The following is a 21,886-nucleotide window of genomic DNA, read 5'->3' on the forward strand; positions in this document are numbered from 1 at the left end:
AATCCCGTATGAGTCGACCACGGTTATGCCAACCAAGGAGGAGGTTCATGACCGCACTAGACCCGTTTTCGTTGCCGCCAGCGCCACCTGCCGAACGCCGCAGCTCATTGCTGCTGATCATCGGCGGTGGGATTGTTGGGTTGCTCTTGATTGTGATCGGCACCAGCACGCTGGCGTTCACCCTGCTTGGTCAGCGGGCTAGCGCCATCCCCGAACTGTTGCCAGCGGAAACCCAAATCTACGCGGCGATCACGCCCAATCTGAACGATCTGCCCAACATTGACCGGCTGCGGCGGGCATTTCCCGAAACATTCGACTACCAGAACACCGACGAAACGGCGGACTTTCTGCAAGAACGTTTCGGCGTGACCTTCGCCGAAGACATCGCGCTGTGGATCGGCGCCGAAGCGGCGGTGGCGGTCTATGGCTTGCCGATCAATCAGCTTGGGGGAGCCATGGGCGAATCGGCCAACCCGCTCAATCCGCCGGCCACGCTCGACCCGCTGGAAGATGTTGACCTCAGCAACGCCAATGTGCTCTTGATCACAGCCGCCCGCGATCAACGGGCCGCGCAAGCCTTCCTCGACAAACAACGCGCTTTTCGGGAAGGACAGGGTGAGCGTTTCACCAGCAACACCGCCGATGGGGTAACAATCTACGCCAGCGAGAGTGACGAAACGCCATTTGCTGCTTTTGCGCTGGCGCGGAATATGGTGGTGTTTGCCAACAACGCGGCCAGCATCACGAAACTGATCGAACAGCGCAGCGAGAACGCGCTAGCCCGCAACGCCCAATTCCAAGCGGTGACCCAAAGCTTGCCGGATGACCGGATTGGCACGATCTACATCGCGGGGGAAGCGCTGACGCGCTTTTTTGACAGCTTATTCGAGGCAGGCTCACTTGATGAGAGCAACCCCGCCATCGCCGATGCCCGCTCGGCGACGCAGGCTATGCAAGGCGTTGGTTTCACGATGGCGGTGATCGATAGTGGGTTGCGCTTCGATGCGGTCACTGTTTTTGATCAAACCCGGTTAAGCAGCGAACTGCGCGAACAGCTCAGCAGCTTTCGCCCGACCGTCTCGCCCGAACGGGCCGGCGAGGTTAGCAGTGCGGCGATCGGCGTGTTCAGCTTCGCCATTCCTGCCGATTGGGGCAAGCGGCTGCGCGAACAGCTCGATTCGGCGCCTGAAACCGCCAATACGCTCCGCGATCTCGAAGATAATCTTGGTATCGATCTCGACCGTGACCTGTTTAGCTGGTTCCACGGCGAAGGGGTAATCGCCATGTTGCCGGACGAGAGCGCCGAGGCGCCGGTAGGAGGGTATTTCGCGCTGCGCGTGTCTGATCAAGCTGCCGCCGAGCGCGGCATGCAACAGTTGAGCGAACTAGCCGAAGACCTCACCGGGATTCGCTTCCAAGCAACTTCGCTCGGGCGCACACAGGTGCAAGCGGTTGAAGAGGGTGATCTCTTTTTTGGCTACGGCTTCAACGGCAACGATCTGGTAATCGCCGTGGGCCGGCAAGCGATGGAAGCAGCCTTCGGCGCGGAACAGAAGCTGGTCAGCTTTGCCACCTACACCAATGCACTGAAGGCGTTGCCGTCACCCAACAGCGGCATATTTTACGTTAACCTCAATGCCGCCCGCGATCTCGCCAACCGGCTCGGCAGCGATCCGGTTGATCCCGATACCGAACAGCGGCTAGCGCCATTCCGCGCTATTACCAGCAGCGGCACCGTGGGGATCGACAATCGCGGCGCAGTGCGGGGGACGTTGTTGTTGAGTATTGAGACGTAGTGATGGGGAAATGGGGAGGAGGGAGTGGGGAATTGCTACTTCCCCACTCCCGGTTGCGGTTCCTATTTCGTGATCATGGGAACGAAGACCTCCCAGCGCGCGCGAGTCACAGTGATGGTAAAGCGTTGCTCGGCGCTCAAACCGCTGTTATCGATCACCCGCAATACCACTTCATAAGCGCCCGGTGTCGCTGGAGTGCCGGTTAGCCTTGCTGTGCCATTGCCGTGATCGGTGAGGGTTAACCATACTGGCTTGGTCGGCGCACTGATCGTCAACACATCGCCAGTATCGGGTTGGCCGCCCTGCGCATACACCCCGCCCCCGAAGTCGGTGCTCCGGTTCCCCACAATGACACTTGCCTCCACCATCCCGGTCGTACTGACCAGCGCCACGCCGCCGCCATGACCGCCCGACTCCTTCCCCTGCACCATCGCTCCGCTCAGCGTCAGCCCCCCACCCACACCCAACACGCCACCACCATAGCTGTCGCCCGGTTCCCCACTATCACCACGTTCCGCACTACCGGACTCCCATTCATCACGTACACCCCGCCGCCGCGATCCTGCCCGCTCGCACTCCCATCCGCTTGGTCAGCGGGCACCACAACCCCGTCCAACACCGCCGTTGGCCCCGCCCCGCTCACCACCACGTGGTACGCATTCGCCCCCCGGATGTCTTGCCACATCTCTGTAATCCCATTCCCGTCCGTATTCACATCGTTCCGGTTAATATCCGCGCTCAGCACCGTCACGTTCGCCCACCAGTCCCGCTGCGCCCGGCTCGTCTCCGCCCCCGCAAACCTGCCGTAGACTGCTACACCATCCTTCAGCACAAACGAATCGATGCGATTGGCGCCGGGATAATACACACCGACTTGCCCCCACACTTCATCACCAGCTTGCGCCTGATGTAATGCCGTCGGCAGCGTACACCCATTTGCCCACGACAAACAATCACCGGTTCTAGCCACTACTAGAGCAGCATAAAGAATACGGCCTGTGTCAGTGAACACAACTTTGGCGCCACCAGTATGATTCACAGCGATAGCGTTCGTGGTTCTACTGCTAGCATTTATCGGCAAGAAATTGAATGACGCTGTAGCCTTCGCTACTACGTACAGGTTCAGGGTAAGCGCAACGAGCAGGATCAACACTGCACGACCCACAAAGCGCGGTTTCATAGCGATCTCCTCGGCATCAATTGCAATGCGGCGTAGAGAGACCAGCTATTGTTGTGGACATTGAAAGGGACAAGCCACTAAAAATCTATTAGCAGTGATTTGGTTATAATTCACAATATCCATTAACAAAAGCAGTTATTTCGTAAGCTCAGGCAATTCTTCCGCAACTTATTGCAATATGACAACGTGTTTATTGTAAGCAAAACAACAACAAATATCATTTCTTTTACTAAACATGAAATAATCTTAAAAACAAAAAACTAACCGAATAGCTGGCATCGAACGCCACGTGGCGCAAGTGGCAACTATGGTATGATGGGGCAATGCACGAAACCAGGGAGCACTTGTATGACCACTTCCCCCACCTACCATTACCTTGGCAAAGGGCGTAAATCGGTTGATGGGATCGAGAAAGTGACTGGACGCGCCCGCTATGCCGGCGATGTGCATCTGCCCAGTCTGTTGCACGGCAAATTGGCGTTGAGTATGTACGCCCATGCCCGCATCGTTAACATTGATACGAGCGCGGCCCGCGCCGTGCCCGGCGTGGTGGCGGTGCTAACCGCGGCGGACTTGCCCAGCCGTGGTCGCCAACCTTCATCGCGCCAAACCACCACGCTGGCTGATGGAGTGGTGCGCTACCGTGGCGAGCCGGTGGCGCTGGTGTTGGCGACGAGTCTGGCCGCGGCTGAAGATGGCTTGGCCGCGTTGCAGATCGACTACGAGCCGCTGCCCGGCCCGGTTACGCTGGAAGCGGCGCTCGATCCGGCAGCGCCGGTGATCTGGCCGCAGGGTGCGCCGCAGGGTGATGCCGACCTGACGGCTGCGCACGCGGCGGTGGCCCGCGGTGACGATCAGTCGGATCACGAGGCGTCAAACATCCACGAACACAAACAGTTTAGCCGGGGTGATGCACTGGCGGCCTTGGCCGCCGCCGACGTGATAGTAGAGGGAACCTACCGCACGTCGATCGTGCATCAAGGCTACCTCGAACCGCACGCCGTCGTGGCCGACATTGATCCGGTGCGCAAGCAGCTCACGCTCTACACCAGCACGCAAGGCCAGTTTGGCGTGCGCGACGAAGTGGCGCGGTTGCTGGGTCTCCGCCCTAGCCAAGTGACCCTCATCCCGATGACGGTTGGCGGCGGGTTTGGCGCGAAGTACGGCATTCTCGAACCGCTAGCGGCAGCGGCGGCGCTCGCCGTGGGCCGGCCCGTGCGGATCACGCTCGACCGCAGCGAGGATTTTCTCACCACGACCCCCTCGCCAGCCAGCACGATCACGCTCAAGCTCGGCGCGACCCGTGATGGTACGCTGACCGCGCTGGTGGCCGAGATCGTGAACGACAACGGCGTGTATCCGTTTACCTTGGGTGGGATTATGAGCACGCTGCTCGGCGGCTACTACCGCTGTCCCAACGTCCAGATCGACGTGATCGAGGTGCTGACCCACAAGCCGCAAGCCGGCGCCTACCGCGCTCCCGGTGCGCCACAGGTTACGTTTGCGCTCGAATCGGCGATGGACGAACTGGCCCGTAAGCTCGATCTCGATCCGCTGGAGCTGCGGCTGCGCAACGCGGCTACCACTGGCGATCCGATGGGCAATAACGATCCCTGGCCATCGATGGGGTTGACCAAGGTGCTCGAAGCCGCCGCCAACCACCCGCTCTGGCGCGAACGCCAGCCGGACAGCGGGATTGGGTTGGCAATTGGCGGCTGGCCGTGCGGCATGTCACCGGCAGCGGCAGTCTGTCGGCTTGGCTCCGACGGCATGGTGCGGGTGCATGTCGGCTCGGTCGATATTTCCGGCGTCAACAGCAGCTTTGTGCTGGTAGCCGCCGAGATTCTAGGGGTGCCGCCAGAGCAGGTCGAGATTGTGGCCGGTGACACGCGCAGCGGGCCGTTTGCCGGGCCGAGCGGCGGCAGCCAGATTACCTACAGCGTGGCTGGCGCAGTGGCCGCTGCCGCGCGCGAGGCGCGCCGGCAGTTGTTGGAAATGGCCGCCGATATGCTCGAAGCGCGGGTTGATGACCTCGACATCCGCGAGGGGATGGTGCAAGTCCGCGGCGTGCCCGGTCGCACCATCCCGATTGGCGAAGTTGCCAAACGCGCCGAGGAGCAGGCCGGCGGGCCGGGGCCGATTGTGGGTGATGGAAAAGCCGCCCCCGCCGAAAATGCACCCGGTTTTGTCGCCCATATTGTGCAGGTTGAAGTTGATCGCGAGACAGGTCGCGTGAAACCGCTCCGCTATGTCGCCATTCAAGATGTTGGCTTCCCGCTCAACCCACTGATGGTCGAAGGGCAAATTCACGGTGGAGCGGCGCAAGGCGTGGGATGGGGTCTCTACGAAGCGCTGCGCTACGACGAGCGGGGTGAACTTCTGACTGCCAGCTTTATGGATTACACCTTGCCCCGTGCCACCGATCTCCCTACCTTCGAGGTAGTGTTGGTGCAGAACCCGGCGCCCAACGGCCCCTTCGGGGCGCGCGGTGTTGGCGAACCACCGATTACCGCCGGAGCGGCTGCCCTCGCGAACGCCATTCGCGACGCGACCGGCGCTCGTCTCTACGAGTTGCCGATGCGCGAGGAAGTGGTGTGGCGGGCGATCAATAGCGTGTGAGTACGTTAGCCGGCGTCTATCCGGCGGATAACCACGTAACGCAACCAGAGCAGGTGTATGCTGTACTGTACACCTGCTCGCCAAGCTACGATCACGCTACCCTATACGCGCAGCCCGCGCCTGCCGTATAATCTCTTCAATCTGACCGAGATGGTCATAGGCGTGGGCAAGGCCTAACGCATAACGACCACGCGCATCAACCGGCGGCGCACCGGGCCATGGCTCAACCTGATAGTCGAGATGGGGCCGATCAGGCCACATCTGCAATGAAGCGTGCAGCATGCGTCGGCTCTCAGCCAAACGCTGGCGCACCTGCGCCATCGCCGTCACCGTCTCCCATGGAACTTCGTAGCGTGAACGGCCATGGAACGGCACCCCACGAGCCATCTCGGCGGCAAGAAACGCCGATTCCTCACACGAAGCGGTAAGATGGACGATCACGTGGCCGAGCGTCCACGCCTGGTTTACGGCACCGGGATCACTGGCAAACGGATCGTTCGCGTTGGGATCGACCGGCTGGAAGGTAACATCAGCATCAACACAATCGGCAATGAGCCGTTCAATCGTGTCGTACATCTCATCAGTTTCGGCATGTAGGTCGGCCACCGTCATATCACCGACGATCTCTTGTATCGTGCGTTCACGACGGTACAGTGCATCATAATCGAGCATAAAGCACTCCTCTACATCCACCATCGCTCGTAGTAAAGAAAGAAGGTCAATTTACAGTTAGCGTCCCAAGCGTTCGAGAAGCTTACAGTAGGCGATCTGCCCTTTACGGAAGCTACTCAGGCGGAAGAATTCGTCGGGCGAATGCACCCGCTCGTCGTCGAGGCCGAAGGCAAAATTGCTGGTATAGGCACCTAATTGGCGCTGAAAGAGTGTACAGACTGGAATCGAACCACCGCTACGCACGTAATACGGTTCACGCCCGTACATCTCGACCAGCACCTCACGTACCGCCATATTGCCCGGATCGTCCTCAGGGATGAGGTAGGGATGGGCTTGGAACGCGAGCGGCGTGACCGTCACCGTCACTCCAGGAGGGGTATGGCGCTTGATGTGCGCTTGCAGCAGATCGAGAATGACCTGCGGATCCTGATCGGGCACCAGACGGCAGGTAATCTTGGCGTGCGCCTCGGCGGGTAACACCGTCTTAATCCCCTCTTGCTGGAAGCCACCCCAGATCCCGTTCACCTCCAGTGTCGGACGCACCCACTCGCGTTCGCGCGGTGTAAAACCGGCCTCGCCGAACAGTGCCGGCACACCAAGCGTCTCCTTCAACTTCTCCTCATCAAACGGAATGGCAGCAATCCGTGCCCGGTCTTCTGGCGTCAATGGGCGTACCTGATCGTAGAAGCCGGGGATCGTAATCATACCGTCGTCCGAGCGCATCGAGGCGAGGATTTGCACCAGCGCGTGGATCGGGTTTTGCACCACACCGCCGTACATTCCTGAATGCAGATCCATCTTCGCCGCACGGACATCGATCTGGATACCACAACCACCGCGCAACCCGACCAGAATCAGCGGCTGATCTTCGCTCCACTGACCACCATCGGCGCTGAGCACGAGATCGCAGGCGAAGCGTTCACGTTCCTGTTGGAGAAAGGCTGGAATCTGGGGGCTACCGATCTCTTCTTGCCCTTCGAGAAAAAACTTCACATTAACCGGCAACGCACCGTTACTGCGCAACAATGCCTCAACCGCCAGAATCGGGATCAGCATATTCCCCTTATCATCACTCGCCCCTCGAGCATAAATCCGGTTGTTCTCGATATGCGGCTCGAAAGGTGGGTGCGTCCACAGATCGAGCGGATCGACCGGTTGAACATCGAAATGCCCGTAGATCAACACGGTCGGCTTACCCAGAGCATGCAGCCAATCGGCGTACACCACCGGATGCCCACCGGTCGGCAAAATAGCGACGTGCTCCATCCCGGCGGCGGTCAATCGGTTTGCTACCCATTCGGCAGCGTGCAATACATCATTCGCATGTGCCGAAATAGCCGAGATACTCGGAATGCGTAGAAACTCGACCAATTCGGCGAGAAATCGATCTTGATGTTCGGTCAGGTAGCTGTTCCAGTCTGGCATAGTAGACAACGCTCCTTTATAATGCAAGTAGGCGGACGCACAGCTTTCGCCCCGGTACCACCATTATAATGGAGATTTTATGGCGACATCGCTTGCGCGTCCAATATTTCAGATGCAACAGATCGGTGTCATCCTTGCACTGGCCGCTACCGTCATCCTCAACATCCTGGCCAACAGCTTACCGCTCAACGGTCAAACGACCGCTGCTATCTCAGATCGTTACCCTCTCTTGATTACACCGCCAGGGTATGTGTTTGCGATTTGGGGTCTCATTTACATCAGCCTCATCGGCTACGCCATCTATCAGGCCCTGCCAGGACAAGCCGGCAACCCACGTTTGCGCGCAGCAGCACCCTGGTTTTGGCTGAGCTGTGCCGGCAATAGTGCATGGCTGCTCTTTTGGCACTACAACATCCCCGTCCTCTCCTTCCCCGCTATGGCGACCGTCCTGATCGGTCTGATCGGAGTCTATCTCAACCTGCACAGTTCAGACACGATTACCAAGGGCGAACGCTGGCTGGTACGACCGGCGTTCAGTCTCTATCTTGGCTGGATCTGCGTCGCTACGCTGGTCAATGGCGGTGTGTTGCTGTACGAACTTGGCTGGCAAGATACGGGGGTTGGTGGCATTGTCAGCACTATCGTCTTACTGGTGCTAGCCGGTGGGCTAAGTTGGTGGTTTGCCCGACGCTGGCGTGATGGCGTGTTGCCATTGGTGATTGCGTGGGCCGCCGGTGGGATTGCGCTGAAGCAGGCAGCGATTGCGCCACTGGCTGTGGTTGCGTGGGGAGTGGCGGCGGCAGCATTTGCGGCAGCGTATGCTGCACAGAAAGGACAGACGCAGAGAGGGTAAAGGCGCAGAGACTCTTAACGCAAAGGACGCAGAGGGCGCAGAGAGGTTTTGGGGAAAGTGTCACCGCTTTCGCTGTCATTGCGAGGGGGCGTAACCCCCGAAGCAATCTCCCACGAGGGCGGGATCCACCTCTCACCGCAGAATAGCCTCAAAGATACCCAAACGACGCAAAAAATACGTGTTGTGGCTTTTCGTCAACCCCATCCCCGGCCTCTTCCCCACTGGGTTCACGGGCGGACAGAACGTATGAGCATAGATACCGTTGACGGCTTTGGGATGCGCCGTTTCGCCCTCACCCCCGGCCCCTCTTCCACTGGCGCAAGGATGTTTGTACACACGTTCGCTGTGCATAGATAAATTTCGCCCTCACCTCCGGCCTACCCTCCCTCAATGACGGCAGGAGAGAGGGCACTGTTACCGCAGGGTGCGCGGAGGATGATCAACATGCCCAAACTCTTTGCGCCCTCTACGTTCTTCGCGTCTTTGCGTTAAAACCCTTTGCGAGCTTCGCGCCCTTCGCGCCTTTGCGTGTAAGCCCTCTGCACCTTTGCGGCTATTGTTATGCCCCCAATCTCGTCAGCTTCCCGTAATCTGCTAGTTGGCAAGCCATCAGCACGATCATCGTTCGTAAGCGTGGAAACGTTGATTGTTCCTCACAACGGAGGCGCGTATGCCGATGATCAACCGCTCGTTGTACACTCCCTTCACGTTCGTCTTTGCCGGCGCGTTGGCGCTGATCATTACGACCTGGAGCTGGTCAGCCGGCGCGCAAACCGCCAGCTTAACCGTTTCGCCCGCCGTGGCGCGCCAGAATACGACTGTCACCCTCAGCGGCGGCGGCTTTTTGCCCGGTGAGACGGCCAGCATCTGGATTACTTACCCCGACTACACGGTCTATGGGGTGGCAGTGGTGACCATCGATGAACAGGGACGCTTTAGCCATCCCTACGTACCCGATTTTCTCGGCGCAACGTTCACCCCAACCGGACGCTACACCTATACGGCACGTGGCCGGCAAAGTGGACGTGAGGCGTATGCGAGTCTCGAGGTTGATATTGCTGTTGCACCCGGTGCTTCGTCTACCGTACAACTAACAGTTGATCGCGCGGTACAGGCACAAGGTGCGCTCTTTACGTTCAGTGGTAGAGGCTATCGCCCGGCTGAGCAAGTGGCACTGTGGATCCGTTATCCCAACAATGCCATCGCCGATCTCGGCACGCAGCTCGCCGATGGACAGGGTCGGATTGGCTTAGTGATCGCCAGCAACGGAATCCCGGTCGGTCGTTACGCACTGACAGCGCGCGGCTTGCAGAGTAACGGGAATGGGATTGTTGATTTTGAGGTGTTGCCCGGCGATACACTGCGCCCACGCGGAACCGCTGAATTGACAGTAGAGTCGGCTCGTCCGACCCAGCGTAGTGCACTGAGTGTGCGTGGCAGCGGCTTTCTACCCGGTGAAGTGATCACGGTTTGGGCCACCTTGCCCGACTATTCGACCGAATGGCTGGGTGATGTGACGGCAGCCGGCGATGGCAGTTTTGCCGCCGAACTGTACCTGAGCGAGCAAGACCCGGCGGGCCGCTACGCGATCAGCGCCTACGGCAACCGTAGCGAGCGGCGGGCAGTGGCCGAGTACACCTTGTTACCGGGGCGATAATAGCCACCGTAGCGAAGGCAGCGTATTGACCATGCTCTGCGACGCTTTACCTGCTCTTCATCTTGGCTTGACCTTGCCATGATGCTGGCTTCATCAAGTTAGGCTACACTCGCCACGGGATTGGTACCATGGGGAAGGAGTGTAACCCGTGACCTTGCTGTACAACGCTGCCGACCTTCACATCCATACGATAGCCAGCGACGGCACCGCCTCTCCCGAGGCGGTGTTGTCGTATGTAGCGGAAGAGACCGATTTGCGCGTGATTGCCATTACCGACCACGACACGCTTGAAGGAGCGTTCGTGGCACGTCGGTTAGCACCACGTTATGGGATAGATGTGATCGTTGGGTGTGAAATCTCAACCGCAATTGGGCATGTCTTGGCCCTATTTATCGAACAACCGATTCCGGCCGGTCTCGATCTCGCGACCACGGTGAACTTGATCCACAAGCAAGGCGGACTTGCATTTGCCGCACATCCCTTCGGCGCACTGGTCGCATCAGTAGGACGGCAGCATCTGCTTGGCCCTGAGCGTATTGATCTGGATTGGCACATGTTCGACGGTATCGAAATCTTCAACGCGAGCCTGTGGAACCCGGCCAACAACCGGCGTGCCGCGGAGAAAGCGCAAGCATTAGGATTAACTCCCATTGGTGGTAGCGACGCGCACGATCTGGCAATGATCGGCTACGGTCGTACCATGTTTGCCGGGACGAGCGCCGCCGATCTGCGGCGGGCATTGCAGCGCGGCGAGACACAGGTGGTCGGTCAACAGTGGGGGTGGCGCGGCGTGGTCGGCGCGCTGCGTGAACGGTTACGGCGTTGGAACCCCTTGTGGCCTGTGCCGGTTAGGTAATGTTACCACTGCCTCTCTGCACCTTTGCGTGAGCATCCTTCGTGCCCTTTGCGCCTTTGCGTCAGCGTTCGCGCACCAACGTAGTGACAAGTTTCACCGCGCCCATTCACCGATTGACGGGCCGGTTTCAAAGAAGATCGTCGGTAGCAGATCGAACTGCCGACTGAGCCATGGCAACGTGGTTTGCAGCAAGCGCCGACGCCAGCGAGTGGGGAAGAGAATACTGAACAAGGCCCGCGCCCGAGCTGAACGTGACGGTTGGCGACGAGCCAGTGCAACCAACCACGCTGCCAGCCGCACCTGCTGCCGAACCCAATGCGGCGCTCGCTCCCAACGATCCAGCAATGCGGTCAGCTCGGTGAGTTCGAGCGGTGGAAAGTCACTTCGCCCGCCCCACCGCTCAAGATGATACCGGATGGCCGCACGCAACCGTGTTCCCTCGCTGCGGAACAACGTGCGTAAGCGCACCGTATCAGCTTGCTCGCGTTGTACCATCGTCACAAACCGTAATAAACACGCTCGAGTGTGCCACGCAATCGTTAGCGCGTCAACCAGATACGCTAAGCTTGTCACGAGTTGTTGGGCAAGCAGATCGTCCGGCGGTGCATACATTGCCACCTGTTCGTACAGATGTTGCGCCTGCCGCACGGCTTGTGCCGACTGCGCAATTACCGGCTCGATCTCACCTAATGTCTCGGCAAGATAGACCCAGACCGGCAAGGCAGCGGTGGGGCGCATCCACCACACCCACAGCAACGACGGAACGACAATTCCACCGATCCGCTGCATGCCCGGCGCACGACCGAGGTACCAACCCTGTTCGATCAACCGTTCTGATTCCAGGTACGCAGTTGTCACTGCCCGGACAAACGCAGGATCATAGCCGCCTAATCGTTGATCAAACCATTCGCTCACAAACTGCTCGGCATCACATTCGGGATGCGCAGCAAGCGCGGCGGTCAACGCACTACCGGCTTCCGTCCACAGATTCCAGCCATCCGGCCCCACCGATGCCCCACCGCCACCCCAACCACCGGTGCTGTTCCATGCCCATATCCCCACACACTGCGGTTCGTGAGCAGCACGCCGGATAGCAGCACTGTGCAAGCCGGTCAAGCCGGACGGGACCAACCCAAACAGCTCGTATTCGCGCCGATTTTGTAACTCGACGATCTGGCGGGGACCGTGTAGGCCTAACGTCGGATTGGGCGGCAACAGCCGAAAGAAATCGGCCGGCGTATGCTTGATCGATACCAAGAGACGCGGATTACGCTGATCGGCAAACATCGCCGCGTAACGTTCAGGTGACCAGAGTAAATCGCCTGCCTCTCCAATCCCCAATGTCCACGTGCGGACAATGAGCTGACGATCAAACTGATCGCAGACCGGCAGCAGTGTGGCGATCAACCGGCGGATGGCAGCCACACGGTGATAGATCAAATGGCCGGTATAGCCGAGGCAATCGTGAGCACCACCGGTCTCACCAATTCGCACAATCACACCGCTGACCATCGGCAGCGCTGTGAACAGATCGATCAGAGCCGCCCGGTTCAACGCTGCCAGTTGTGGGTTGTCAGCCGCAATTGGCCCAACAACGTGGCGCAGGTCGTCGGTCATCCACTGCATATCACAGGTGACATAAACCTGCATCCCACGCTTAGCAGCATCGTCCAACAACGGCAGCAGAGCACGGCGGTACGCCAGCGCTCGGAGACGAAAGGGGCTATCGGGCGCATAGTATGGTTGGGGCGCGTGATCGAACGTCACCAAATGGGCCAGATTATCGATGACGATCCCGGTATAGCCCTGCGCCTGCACTGCCGCCATATATGCACGCGCCCGCGCGACACCGCACTGTAAACGTGCTTGATCAACATACGGCGGCGTTGGTAGATCAATCTGGCTAAAGGGAAATGACGACCAATTCCGCACCGGGGACGATTGGTCGTTGAACGGACCACTTATATCAACAAGACGAAGCGAGAGTGCCATTGTAGAACATCCGTTAGCTACGCTAAAGATACGTGTGGTGTGGACCTGACCCAGCAGCATCTGGCCCACACCCCATCAAGATTGTGTTAAGTGTAGATTATATCAACTTAACACAACAACTCAAGGGGAATAGTTGCATTGTTGGGGTAAGATTTTCCACACCATGTCCCACCCCGTTCCCGCGTATCGCGTGGACAGGGCGGGGAAGTGCAAGCGTGAGAAGAGAGGTTCTACAACCGATCAAGTTGACGTGACCGTGGTGCAGGAATATATTCGACCGAGGGGCGGCGTTGAGCCGTTTGCGGGTACAGGGCCATCATCTGATAGATCTCATCCGGCATATCGGTACTGATCGGCAAGCCCAATTCACGAGCTTCGCGTACCGTAATCGGGTAGTCGTGGGTCCAAACACCGCTGGCGAGTGTATGAGCGACCTCTTCCGCCTTTTCCACCGACATTTTATCACTGAGCAACTCACAAACTGTATGCTTGACCTGTCGGATCGCTTTCTCGGCAATATCGGCCATCATCAGCGTCTCATCATCGATCTCGCTAATCGGCTTACGCTCGAGCACGCGCAAAATCGACGCGGCCGGATGTTGACCTAACTGCGGATCGACCGGCCCCAGTACAGCATTCTCATCCATTACAATCTCATCGGCGGCGAGCGCTATCAACGTACCACCCGACATCGCATAATGTGGGACGAAGACCGTCACTTTAGCCGGATGCTTCTGCAACGCGCGGGCAATCTGCTCGGCGGCCAACACCAACCCGCCCGGCGTATGCAAAATCAGGTCAATTGGAATATCGCGGTCGGTCATTTTGATTGCCCGCAACACCGCTTCGGAGTCTTCGATGTTAATGTACCGTACCAACGGAAATCCAAGCAGACTCATCGTCTCTTGACGGTGGATGAGCACAATCACCCGACTTTTGCGCTTGCGTTCCAACTGTTCAAGCAGTCGCTGGCGTGCTACATCGAGCATGCGCTGCTTAATCACCGGCTGCAACGACGAGATGATGAAAAAGAGCCACAGCAGCGAGAAGAAATCCATACTTCACCTCTGGACAAACTATCACCATGGATAATACTGATCAAGATAGTAGCGCCGAATGTAGCGCTGCTGTCGAAAGATAGGGGCCAACACCAATCCGGCGGCAAAGCCGCCGATATGTGCCCACCATGCCACACCGCCCATCGCCTGCACATCGATCAAAATTGAAAAGACGCCGTTAGCCAATTGCGAAAGAAACCAAAATCCTAGATACACAACTGCCGGGATTTCAACAAACCAAGGTAAGAAGAAGATTGGGACAAGCGTAATAACCCGAGCCGAGGGATAGAAGAGCAGGTACGCCGCTAACACACCACTCAGCGCACCACTCGCACCCACCGTTGGAATTGGTGACGTTGGGTTAAAAAACACATGGGTCAATGCTGCCGCCACACCACAGAGCAGGTAGAAGATTAGGTAGCGCTGGCTACCCATTCGATCTTCAACATTATCGCCGAAGATGTAAAGCGCCAGCATATTGCTGAAGAGGTGAAACCAGCCGCCATGCATAAACATCGAGGTAAAAATGGTAAGCCACTCGGTCGGATCGAGCGGGTTGGTCAGGAGACGCACCGGTACTAAGGCTAAGCTATCAATCCATGCTTCGGCGAGCTGCGCATTACGCGCCATTAATAAGAAGACCACCACATTCGCTGCCAACAACGCCCAGTTAACCGCCGGAAACGAGCGTGAGGGGATCGTATCTTTTAATGGCAGCATATTGTCTCCTCTCGATATGCTATTATCATAATCGGTATGCTCAATGCGTTGCTCGGTTAGGAGCTGCACAACCGGCTTGCAACATCGCTAAACCATGGGCTGCCGAGGGCGCAACCAACACGGTGAGCTGCATATGTGGCTCGATCCGGGTATAGGCGGTCGCAATCCACTCACGATTTCCATCTCGACAACGAACAATGATACAGCCGGGAGGTAAGCCTAATTCGCGGATCGTGCGCCCGACGAAAGGCGCCTCGGGTGCTACCGTCAGCTCAACCACGACCGGTTCCTCCAATACATGGGCAGATGGCGTATGGCGCAGATCACGGCGCAAAAGTGCTTCGTAGATTGGTCGATCACGCAATACTTCAGCTACAGCATAGGCAAAAAAACAAGCCAGCAATAATGGGAGCAACTGATTATAGTTACCGGTCATTTCCGCGATGAGGATGATGCCGGTGAGTGGGGCCCGCACAATGCCGGTAAACAGAGCTGCCATCCCAACCACCCCAAAGACTTCGGTCTGCGGCGCTAAGAATGGTGCAATGCTATGCGCCGTCTCACCGACACCGTAGCCGATGAGCGCACCTAAAATCAGCAACGGCGCAAAGATACCACCCGGGGCACCGGTCGCATAACTCAGCATTGTCAGCGCAAAACGAACCGCAAGGAGGATAGGCAACAGGGTCAGATCAATCCGACCACGTAAGACATCTTCGGTAAAATGGTGACCACCCCCGATCAAGTTCGGATACCACCAACCAACTAATCCAACACACACACCGGTTAGCATCGTGTAGGCAAGTTTTTGGCGTGGCCGGAGCCGAGCAACCCCTTCCAGCATCGCCAGCAGCACCTTGTTAAACACGACCCCGGCTACACCACAGACTACGCCCAGCACGATAAACACCGGCAACGTACTGAGCGGCTGGATCGGATAATCAGGTATCGCAAAGACCGGCAATTGCCCGGTAAACAAGCGCGTGATGACATTCGCCACCACTGCGGCCACGAAAGCTGCACCAAACACCGACGGACGAAAGTCGCGCTGCAATTCTTCCAACACAAACACGAGACCGGCCAGCGGTGCATTAAACGCCGCCGCCAAGCCGGCCCCTGAACCGGCGGCAATAAGCGTCAAGCGCTCACGTGGACCGCTGCGCAACAATTCGGCCATCCCACCACCCAGCGCACCACCGATTTGCACACTTGGCCCTTCCCGTCCTAACGCCAAACCACCACCGATTGCCAACACACCACCGATTATCTTAACCGGAATAATTCGTCGCCAACGTAAATCGCGTAAGCGGTACAACACTGCCTCAATGTGCGGAATCCCACTTCCCGATGCCTCCGGCGCATAACGACGAGTCAGCCAGACAGCCAACGTCGCACCGGCAATAGCCCACACGACCGGGAGCAACCACCCTACCATCGGCGCTTGCCGGCTCCATTCGATCAGCTTGGTACGTGAACTATCACCGAGACCGAGTAGCCCGCGAAACAGCAAGGTCACGCTGCCAGAAAGGATACCAACCCCAATGGCGATAGGCAATAAACGCCGCCGCTGCTGACGCGAATCGAGAAATTCGGCTAACTCACCGGCAGTGACTTGCTCCTTCACCGTAGAAACAGAACTCATACCAATCTCCCTCCAATCAAGGATAGCTCGATACATCTAATGAACTATCTCACAGACCTGCTTCAACCGCTTCATCTGCACCTGCGCGTCAAACTTCATAAACGGAGCTATCGTCAGAGGCCAAATGATATCGAGACCGGGAATCTTCAACCGATATTCGATCCGATTGTGGATCAACGTCTGATCAGTCTGATTTTGCCAAGGCAACCACTGCCACGCATCGAAGCCTTCCCAAAACCCATCAAAAGCCCAGAGGATCAACCCCGGTCGCCGTTCGACAACAATGTAACCGGCTTCGAGCAGTGGCCCAACCCCGGTCAAACGCAATCGCCAACGCGCTCCGGTAGCAAAACTCCAGCCGTCGAGTGGTGCAAATTGCACTGCCGGTGACATCCAGCGCCGAGACAACGCTTCGTCGGTCATGACCTGCTCTACCCGTGCCATAGGCGCATTGACAATCACAAATTCCTCAAGCAGATAGGGAAACGGCGATTGCATTATGATGTTCCTTCCCATTACGGCAACGACCAGATCGCAATATTATCAAACTGCACCTCGACCCCACCCTCTGCACGGTAACACGCCGTCGAAACGCCGATCCGTCCGCTCGGATAGGTTGTGTCATTTACCTCATTGACCAGCACATCATTGATAAACATCCGAATCCGCTCACCCTGCCGTATCACACGCAGCCGGTTAAAGGTATCAACAGTCGTCAGCCGACGTGGATCACCTTCAGCGAGTACGACCGGATCGCCCGCTGCTGCAATGACCGAAAGCCGATAGTAATCTATGAACAACTCGAATTTGTAAAAGCCAACGTCTTTCTGGTGCGCAAACACCAACGCACAGCTCCCATCACCACCACCACGGGCGATCCGACAATCAACTTCGGCGATAAAATCGGTAAAGGAGCTGAGTTCGTACAACTCATACGATGTCCCTCGCCCCGTCCAGAACACTTTGAAGACACCGTCTTCGATAACGTCAAGTTCGACTTCTTGAAACACACCGGTAAACCATGCATTGCGGTTATCGACAAACTCATCGTAAAACACCCGACGAGCACCGGCAAACAGCGTAGCAATCTCTATCTCAAGCGCATGCGCGGTCTGCGTCACGATCTGGATGGCTTGCGCAGTACCCGCCTGAGCTGTCCGGATCAACGTGGTTGCTTCAAGTGGGGTAGGTTGGCCAGCAATACCCGTAACCGGTGTCGCCGTGGGTAAGATACCGGTGATAGCTGTGGTTGTCGCCGGTGCTAAGGCAATCGGTGATGGCGAACCGGCTACCGACGATGACTGCGTAAACGTACAGCCAACACCACCGCCGACCAGTACCGGTGCGATTACTGCCAAGAGGATGAACCACTTGGCAGTAGCCAATATCCGCGGTACCGGCATCCGCGCACTACATTCGGTACAGTATCGTTTCTGCGTCGCCGGTGCTCCACATTGCAGGCAAACGCGAGGGTGAGCCATAGTCATCGACAATACAAACAAGAATAGGCGGTAGCGCAGCTCATCATTGTGCGGCGCTCCGCCTATCTTACATCACTTTTCACGATACAACTCAACAGCGTATCAACGGTCGCCTAGCCCAAACCATTCGTCTGCCACCACTGAACAGCCACACCTACTGCAGAAATCACCGCTGCAGCGAGTAACGATTCGCTCCATGCAAAGCCCAATCCAAAAACGGCGACGAAGAAGATGATGCAAAACACGATTACGAAGACGGTGATGTAAGGATGTGAGCGAATGAAGGATAGCACGCGATGATCCTTTCGTTCAGGTGGCTAGATAACAAGTTGGCAAATAGGTACACATTGCCTAACCGTAACCATTGTCACCATACTACCACACTCTCGCGACACCTATAGCCCATTTCACGCACCGGCTTTATGCACACCCGCTAAACTCCCGCCGGCCACACTCACCGGAAGGCCACTAGCAGCACGGTACGCCTCGACCACACGTTGCACCTCAGCCTCAGCATCCGAACGACCAAACACCACCAGCGTAGCCCGGGTAGCAACCACCGGTTGGCGAACGCCAAAAATTGCCGGCGCCACGAGTCGCTCGGCCAGTACGTCGGCATGTGGATCGGTCAACCCCAATGCCGCCTGCGACCAATGGCTCTGCGTGAGCAACTCACCGATCAACCGCACGTCATCTTCGCGCTGCGCACGATGAGCAGCGGCACGCAACAAAGCCAGCGCAATACGACCACGCTGCTGCTCTTCGAGCGCAAACATCGCCAAAGCCGCCAACGAACCGGCACCCTCGCCGGCAGAGTCGGTCACCGATAACCGTTGGCGCCCTCTGCGCAGAAAGTCGTTGAGGCCCATCGCAAGTAACGCAGCACCGGGTTCGGTAGACTCCCCGGCAAGTAACCGGTCGATCTTTGCAAACGCCGCATGTACCCGCGCCAGCGGCTGGCGCGGTTCATCACCAACGCGAATTGTCCAAATCGCACAACCGGCGGGGAGATGGACGCTGCCCCCGAGCTGCGCGCTGTGGGGCCAAACGGCCAACACCTCGTTTGCCGCCGCGCAGACGGTAGCAAATGCACCGATCAGCTCACCCCCACGCCGATCAAACCGGACCAACCCTTCGGCGCAGGTGATGGCAAGTTCACGTGGCGACAGATGAACGCCGTAAGCCGTCACTAATGCTTGTGCGACGGCAGCTATCACCGCTGCGGCCAGACCGGGCAGATTCGGGTTGAACTGGATCATCACCCGCGCACCGCCACCAAATCGCACAAACTCCTCGCGCATGAGGGCCACCCACGCCATCAGCGCCGGCCCCCACCACGGGCTACGCGGAGGTTGGTGCAAGTCAATCTCGGCGACGGCATCGGCGTATTCGCGTGGCCCGCTCGGCAGAAACAGGGCAGTGCAGGGGATTGAATCGGTGCGCTGACCAACCCGAAACCGAATGATCGGTTCCGGATCAGGCTGGAGCGCGACCATCACGCTAGGGCTGCCCGGCCATAACAACGAGAGGATGCCAACATCGGCAACCACGCCGCCAAACAGATCCACCCACCCCGGCGCTTGCGTCACCGTAATCGAACGGTCACGGTCGAAGAATCCGCCCCGCTCGGCATGGGCATAGTGGGTGAACCGGTCAAGATGATTGGACATGCAATACTATCCGTGATGATCGTATTCGTATGTACCGCCGCACGGCTGTGCGACGCTAGCTACTGCGCTGCCACAATCGTCGCCCCCAGCGACGCAGAAAGGTCGGGAAAGTGTACCCCCCGCAGTGTGATCGCGCAAATCCCCTCGCCGCGCCGGGTGAGGCGATCGATCACGTTCGGATCACCCGAATCCGGCCCGCGCAGCATGATTTCGCTCTCGCCGAGCGGAACGCGCACTTCGGCGGGAGCAGCCTGCGGCGTGATGCCAAGCAACGCCGCATAACGTCCGGCGCTCGCCACCGGATCGGTCACGGCGACGATCACCTCGGCGATGCCGCGCGCACCATTGCTGTGGCCCCAAAAATCGGCATCGGGCACCCGGTACGCCCGATCAGTGACATCACCGCAGAGGAACGGCAAATCGGGGCTCGGCGGCCACGCTGTTTCCCACGCGAGGCTGATGCCATCGGGCCGGATACGCCCGCCGGGAACCGGGCCGTTCATCATCAGGCCGCGATCAGCCGCGGCAGCAACCGCAATCGTGGTGTTGTTTGTCAAGAGGGCAAAATCAATTAACCCCGGCCCGGCCGCTGCATGCCGCCACCAGCGATGTTCGGGAGCAGGGCGGCGAAAGGCGAGCAGTTCAAGATACGTGCCATCGGGGAAGCTGATCAGCGCGTTGTGGGTCGCGCCATCGGCATGCTCGCCGCCGGGAGCAACGACAAAACCGGCCGCAGTGTAGGCCGCCACCGCCGACGATAACTGCTCCACCAAAATGACGATGTGATCAAGAGCATGAATCATAGCAACTCCGTAGCGAATAGGATTGCAACGGCCGGGTTTGGCAAAGGTAGCCGTGTTTATTATAATCGACAGTACAGCAAACGCGCACGATACAAGCAAGGGAGCCTACCAATGAGCGAAGAACGCTTTACCGCGCTGGTGGTGGAAGAAGGAGCCGATGGCCGGCGGGTTGAGTTTTGCGAATTGCCGTTGAGCGCACTACCCCCCGGCGAGGTGTTGGTCAAAGTGGCCTATTCGACGCTCAATTACAAAGATGGGTTGGCGATCACCGGCAAAGGCAAAATCCTGCGCAGCAGCCCGCTCGCACCGGGTATTGACTTTGCCGGCACGGTGATCGAGTCGTCCGATCCGCGCTACCAACCCGGCGATCAGGTAGTGCTGACCGGCTGGGGAGTCGGTGAGCGGCATTGGGGCGGGTTTAGCCAGTACACGCGGGTGAAGGGCGAGTGGTTAGTGCCGCTGCCCACCGGGATGAGCTTGCTGCACGCGATGACGCTAGGCACCGCCGGGTTTACGGCGATGCTGTGCGTGCTGGCACTCGAACGGCACGGGTTCATCCCCGGTCGTGAAGTACTGGTCACCGGCGCTGCCGGCGGCGTGGGCAGCGTGGCCGTGGCGTTGCTGGCCAAAGCCGGGCACAAGGTGATCGCCGCTACCGGCAGACCCCACGAAGAGGCCTACTTGCGCGAACTCGGCGCGAGCGGCATCCTTGACCGCAATACCCTCACCACCCCCGGACGCCCGCTTGAGAGCGAACGCTGGGGTGGCGCGGTCGATACCGTCGGCGGAGCGGTGCTCTCCGGCGTGCTGCGTTCGATGGCGATGCGCAGCACCGTGGCTATCTGCGGCAATGCCGGCGGCGCCGAGTTTACCGCTTCTGTCTATCCATTTATTCTGCGCGGCGTGACGATGACCGGCGTCGAGTCGGTGATGGTGCCGCGCGAAGAACGCCTTGCCGCGTGGGATCGGCTCGCTCGCGACTTGTCGCCAGAATTGCTCGACCGGATGACGACGGTCATTCCTTTTGCCGAGCTGCCGGCCTACGCCGAACAGATTACCAATGCCCAGACTCGCGGGCGGGTGGTAGTGGATGTGAACCGATGAGTAGTGTGCTCACTCGCGCTGCGATGCCAGCCGATGCGGCGGCAATTGCCGAGATTTACAACCAAGGCATCGCCGACCGCATCGCCACCTTTGAAACGCGACCGCGCACCGCTGAAGAAGTGACGGGATGGTTTGGCGATCGCTTCCCGATCGTCGTCACGATTATCAACGACCAGATCGTCGCCTTTGCCGCTACCTTTCCTTACCGGGCCCGCGAGTGTTACGTCGGCATCGCCGAATTCTCGGTCTACGTCGCCCGCGAATGGCGCGGGCGCGGGATTGGCCGGCTCACCATGCTGGCATTGATCGAAGCCGCCACCCGCGCCGGGTTCTGGAAGCTGCTTTCGCGGGTGTTTGT

At 58.5% G+C, this 21,886-nt stretch carries 20 protein-coding genes; 7 read left to right on the forward strand and 13 right to left on the reverse strand.

The window, feature by feature from the left end:
• Positions 1–47 precede the first annotated feature (47 nt).
• Positions 48–1,796 carry a DUF3352 domain-containing protein gene (locus U9R61_RS02125; RefSeq protein WP_322487176.1) on the forward strand — a complete coding sequence of 583 codons (1,749 nt, stop codon included), beginning with the start codon at positions 48–50 and terminating at the stop codon, positions 1,794–1,796.
• 62 nt (positions 1,797–1,858) lie between these two features.
• Here the strand turns inward: U9R61_RS02125 and U9R61_RS02130 are convergent, their stop codons facing one another.
• A complete protein-coding gene (locus tag U9R61_RS02130) occupies positions 1,859–2,227 on the reverse strand; it encodes an Ig domain-containing protein (RefSeq protein WP_322487177.1) in 369 nt (122 codons plus the stop codon).
• Positions 2,228–2,241: 14 nt separating this feature from the next.
• Entirely contained in the window at positions 2,242–2,745 is a 504-nt protein-coding gene (locus tag U9R61_RS02135; RefSeq protein WP_322487178.1) for a hypothetical protein, read from the reverse strand.
• Positions 2,746–3,324: 579 nt separating this feature from the next.
• Here U9R61_RS02135 and U9R61_RS02140 point away from each other — a divergent pair.
• The gene (locus U9R61_RS02140; RefSeq protein ID WP_322487179.1) at positions 3,325–5,595 is read left to right on the forward strand and encodes a xanthine dehydrogenase family protein molybdopterin-binding subunit; all 2,271 of its coding nucleotides are present in this window, start codon (positions 3,325–3,327) and stop codon (positions 5,593–5,595) included.
• 96 nt (positions 5,596–5,691) lie between these two features.
• Here U9R61_RS02140 and U9R61_RS02145 read toward each other — a convergent pair whose 3' ends face one another.
• Positions 5,692–6,267 (reverse strand): DinB family protein, encoded by a 576-nt coding sequence (locus U9R61_RS02145; protein ID WP_322487180.1) that lies wholly within the window; start codon positions 6,265–6,267, stop codon positions 5,692–5,694.
• Positions 6,268–6,324: 57 nt separating this feature from the next.
• Entirely contained in the window at positions 6,325–7,692 is a 1,368-nt protein-coding gene (locus U9R61_RS02150; RefSeq protein WP_322487181.1) for a dipeptidase, read from the reverse strand.
• Positions 7,693–7,771: 79 nt separating this feature from the next.
• Between U9R61_RS02150 and U9R61_RS02155 the strand changes: the two genes are divergently transcribed.
• The 3 genes from U9R61_RS02155 (at position 7,772) to U9R61_RS02165 (ending at position 11,058) form a co-directional block, all read left to right on the forward strand.
• Positions 7,772–8,545, forward strand: a complete 774-nt coding sequence (locus U9R61_RS02155) for a TspO/MBR family protein (protein ID WP_322487182.1) — start codon at positions 7,772–7,774, stop codon at positions 8,543–8,545.
• A 670-nt stretch (positions 8,546–9,215) separates the two neighbouring features.
• A complete protein-coding gene (locus tag U9R61_RS02160; RefSeq protein ID WP_322487183.1) occupies positions 9,216–10,202 on the forward strand; it encodes a hypothetical protein in 987 nt (328 codons plus the stop codon).
• 148 nt (positions 10,203–10,350) lie between these two features.
• On the forward strand, positions 10,351–11,058 hold the full coding sequence (locus U9R61_RS02165; RefSeq protein ID WP_322487184.1) for a PHP-associated domain-containing protein: 708 nt from the start codon (positions 10,351–10,353) through the stop codon (positions 11,056–11,058).
• A gap of 93 nt (positions 11,059–11,151) precedes the next feature.
• On the opposite strand, the gene U9R61_RS02170 is transcribed toward U9R61_RS02165, so the two are convergent.
• From U9R61_RS02170 to U9R61_RS02210, 9 genes are all read right to left on the reverse strand, one after another.
• Positions 11,152–13,050 (reverse strand): hypothetical protein, encoded by a 1,899-nt coding sequence (locus U9R61_RS02170; protein ID WP_322487185.1) that lies wholly within the window; start codon positions 13,048–13,050, stop codon positions 11,152–11,154.
• Positions 13,051–13,280: 230 nt separating this feature from the next.
• The gene (locus U9R61_RS02175) at positions 13,281–14,108 is read right to left on the reverse strand and encodes an SDH family Clp fold serine proteinase (protein WP_322487186.1); all 828 of its coding nucleotides are present in this window, start codon (positions 14,106–14,108) and stop codon (positions 13,281–13,283) included.
• Between the two features lie 21 nt (positions 14,109–14,129).
• Positions 14,130–14,828, reverse strand: a complete 699-nt coding sequence (locus tag U9R61_RS02180; RefSeq protein ID WP_322487187.1) for a rhomboid family intramembrane serine protease — start codon at positions 14,826–14,828, stop codon at positions 14,130–14,132.
• A 40-nt stretch (positions 14,829–14,868) separates the two neighbouring features.
• The gene (gene clcA, locus U9R61_RS02185) at positions 14,869–16,470 is read right to left on the reverse strand and encodes a H(+)/Cl(-) exchange transporter ClcA (protein WP_322487188.1); all 1,602 of its coding nucleotides are present in this window, start codon (positions 16,468–16,470) and stop codon (positions 14,869–14,871) included.
• Between the two features lie 36 nt (positions 16,471–16,506).
• Positions 16,507–16,968, reverse strand: a complete 462-nt coding sequence (locus U9R61_RS02190; protein ID WP_322487189.1) for an SRPBCC family protein — start codon at positions 16,966–16,968, stop codon at positions 16,507–16,509.
• A 17-nt stretch (positions 16,969–16,985) separates the two neighbouring features.
• Positions 16,986–17,873: a family 16 glycoside hydrolase gene (locus tag U9R61_RS02195; RefSeq protein WP_322487190.1), complete on the reverse strand. Its 888-nt coding sequence runs from the start codon at positions 17,871–17,873 to the stop codon at positions 16,986–16,988.
• A gap of 191 nt (positions 17,874–18,064) precedes the next feature.
• On the reverse strand, positions 18,065–18,244 hold the full coding sequence (locus tag U9R61_RS02200) for a hypothetical protein (RefSeq protein WP_322487191.1): 180 nt from the start codon (positions 18,242–18,244) through the stop codon (positions 18,065–18,067).
• Positions 18,245–18,358: 114 nt separating this feature from the next.
• Positions 18,359–19,621 (reverse strand): hypothetical protein, encoded by a 1,263-nt coding sequence (locus tag U9R61_RS02205; RefSeq protein ID WP_322487192.1) that lies wholly within the window; start codon positions 19,619–19,621, stop codon positions 18,359–18,361.
• Positions 19,622–19,680: 59 nt separating this feature from the next.
• On the reverse strand, positions 19,681–20,424 hold the full coding sequence (locus U9R61_RS02210) for a VOC family protein (RefSeq protein ID WP_322487193.1): 744 nt from the start codon (positions 20,422–20,424) through the stop codon (positions 19,681–19,683).
• Positions 20,425–20,535: 111 nt separating this feature from the next.
• On the opposite strand from U9R61_RS02210, the gene U9R61_RS02215 reads away from it, so the two are divergent.
• The gene (locus U9R61_RS02215; protein ID WP_322487194.1) at positions 20,536–21,528 is read left to right on the forward strand and encodes an MDR family oxidoreductase; all 993 of its coding nucleotides are present in this window, start codon (positions 20,536–20,538) and stop codon (positions 21,526–21,528) included.
• On the forward strand, positions 21,525–21,886 hold a 362-nt coding region (locus U9R61_RS02220; protein ID WP_322487195.1), incomplete at its 3' end, for an N-acetyltransferase family protein. The genes U9R61_RS02215 and U9R61_RS02220, both read left to right, overlap by 4 nt.

Origin of the sequence: Chloroflexus sp., assembly GCF_034431535.1 — a bacterium.
In the GTDB taxonomy this organism is placed as follows: Bacteria; Chloroflexota; Chloroflexia; order Chloroflexales; family Chloroflexaceae; genus Chloroflexus.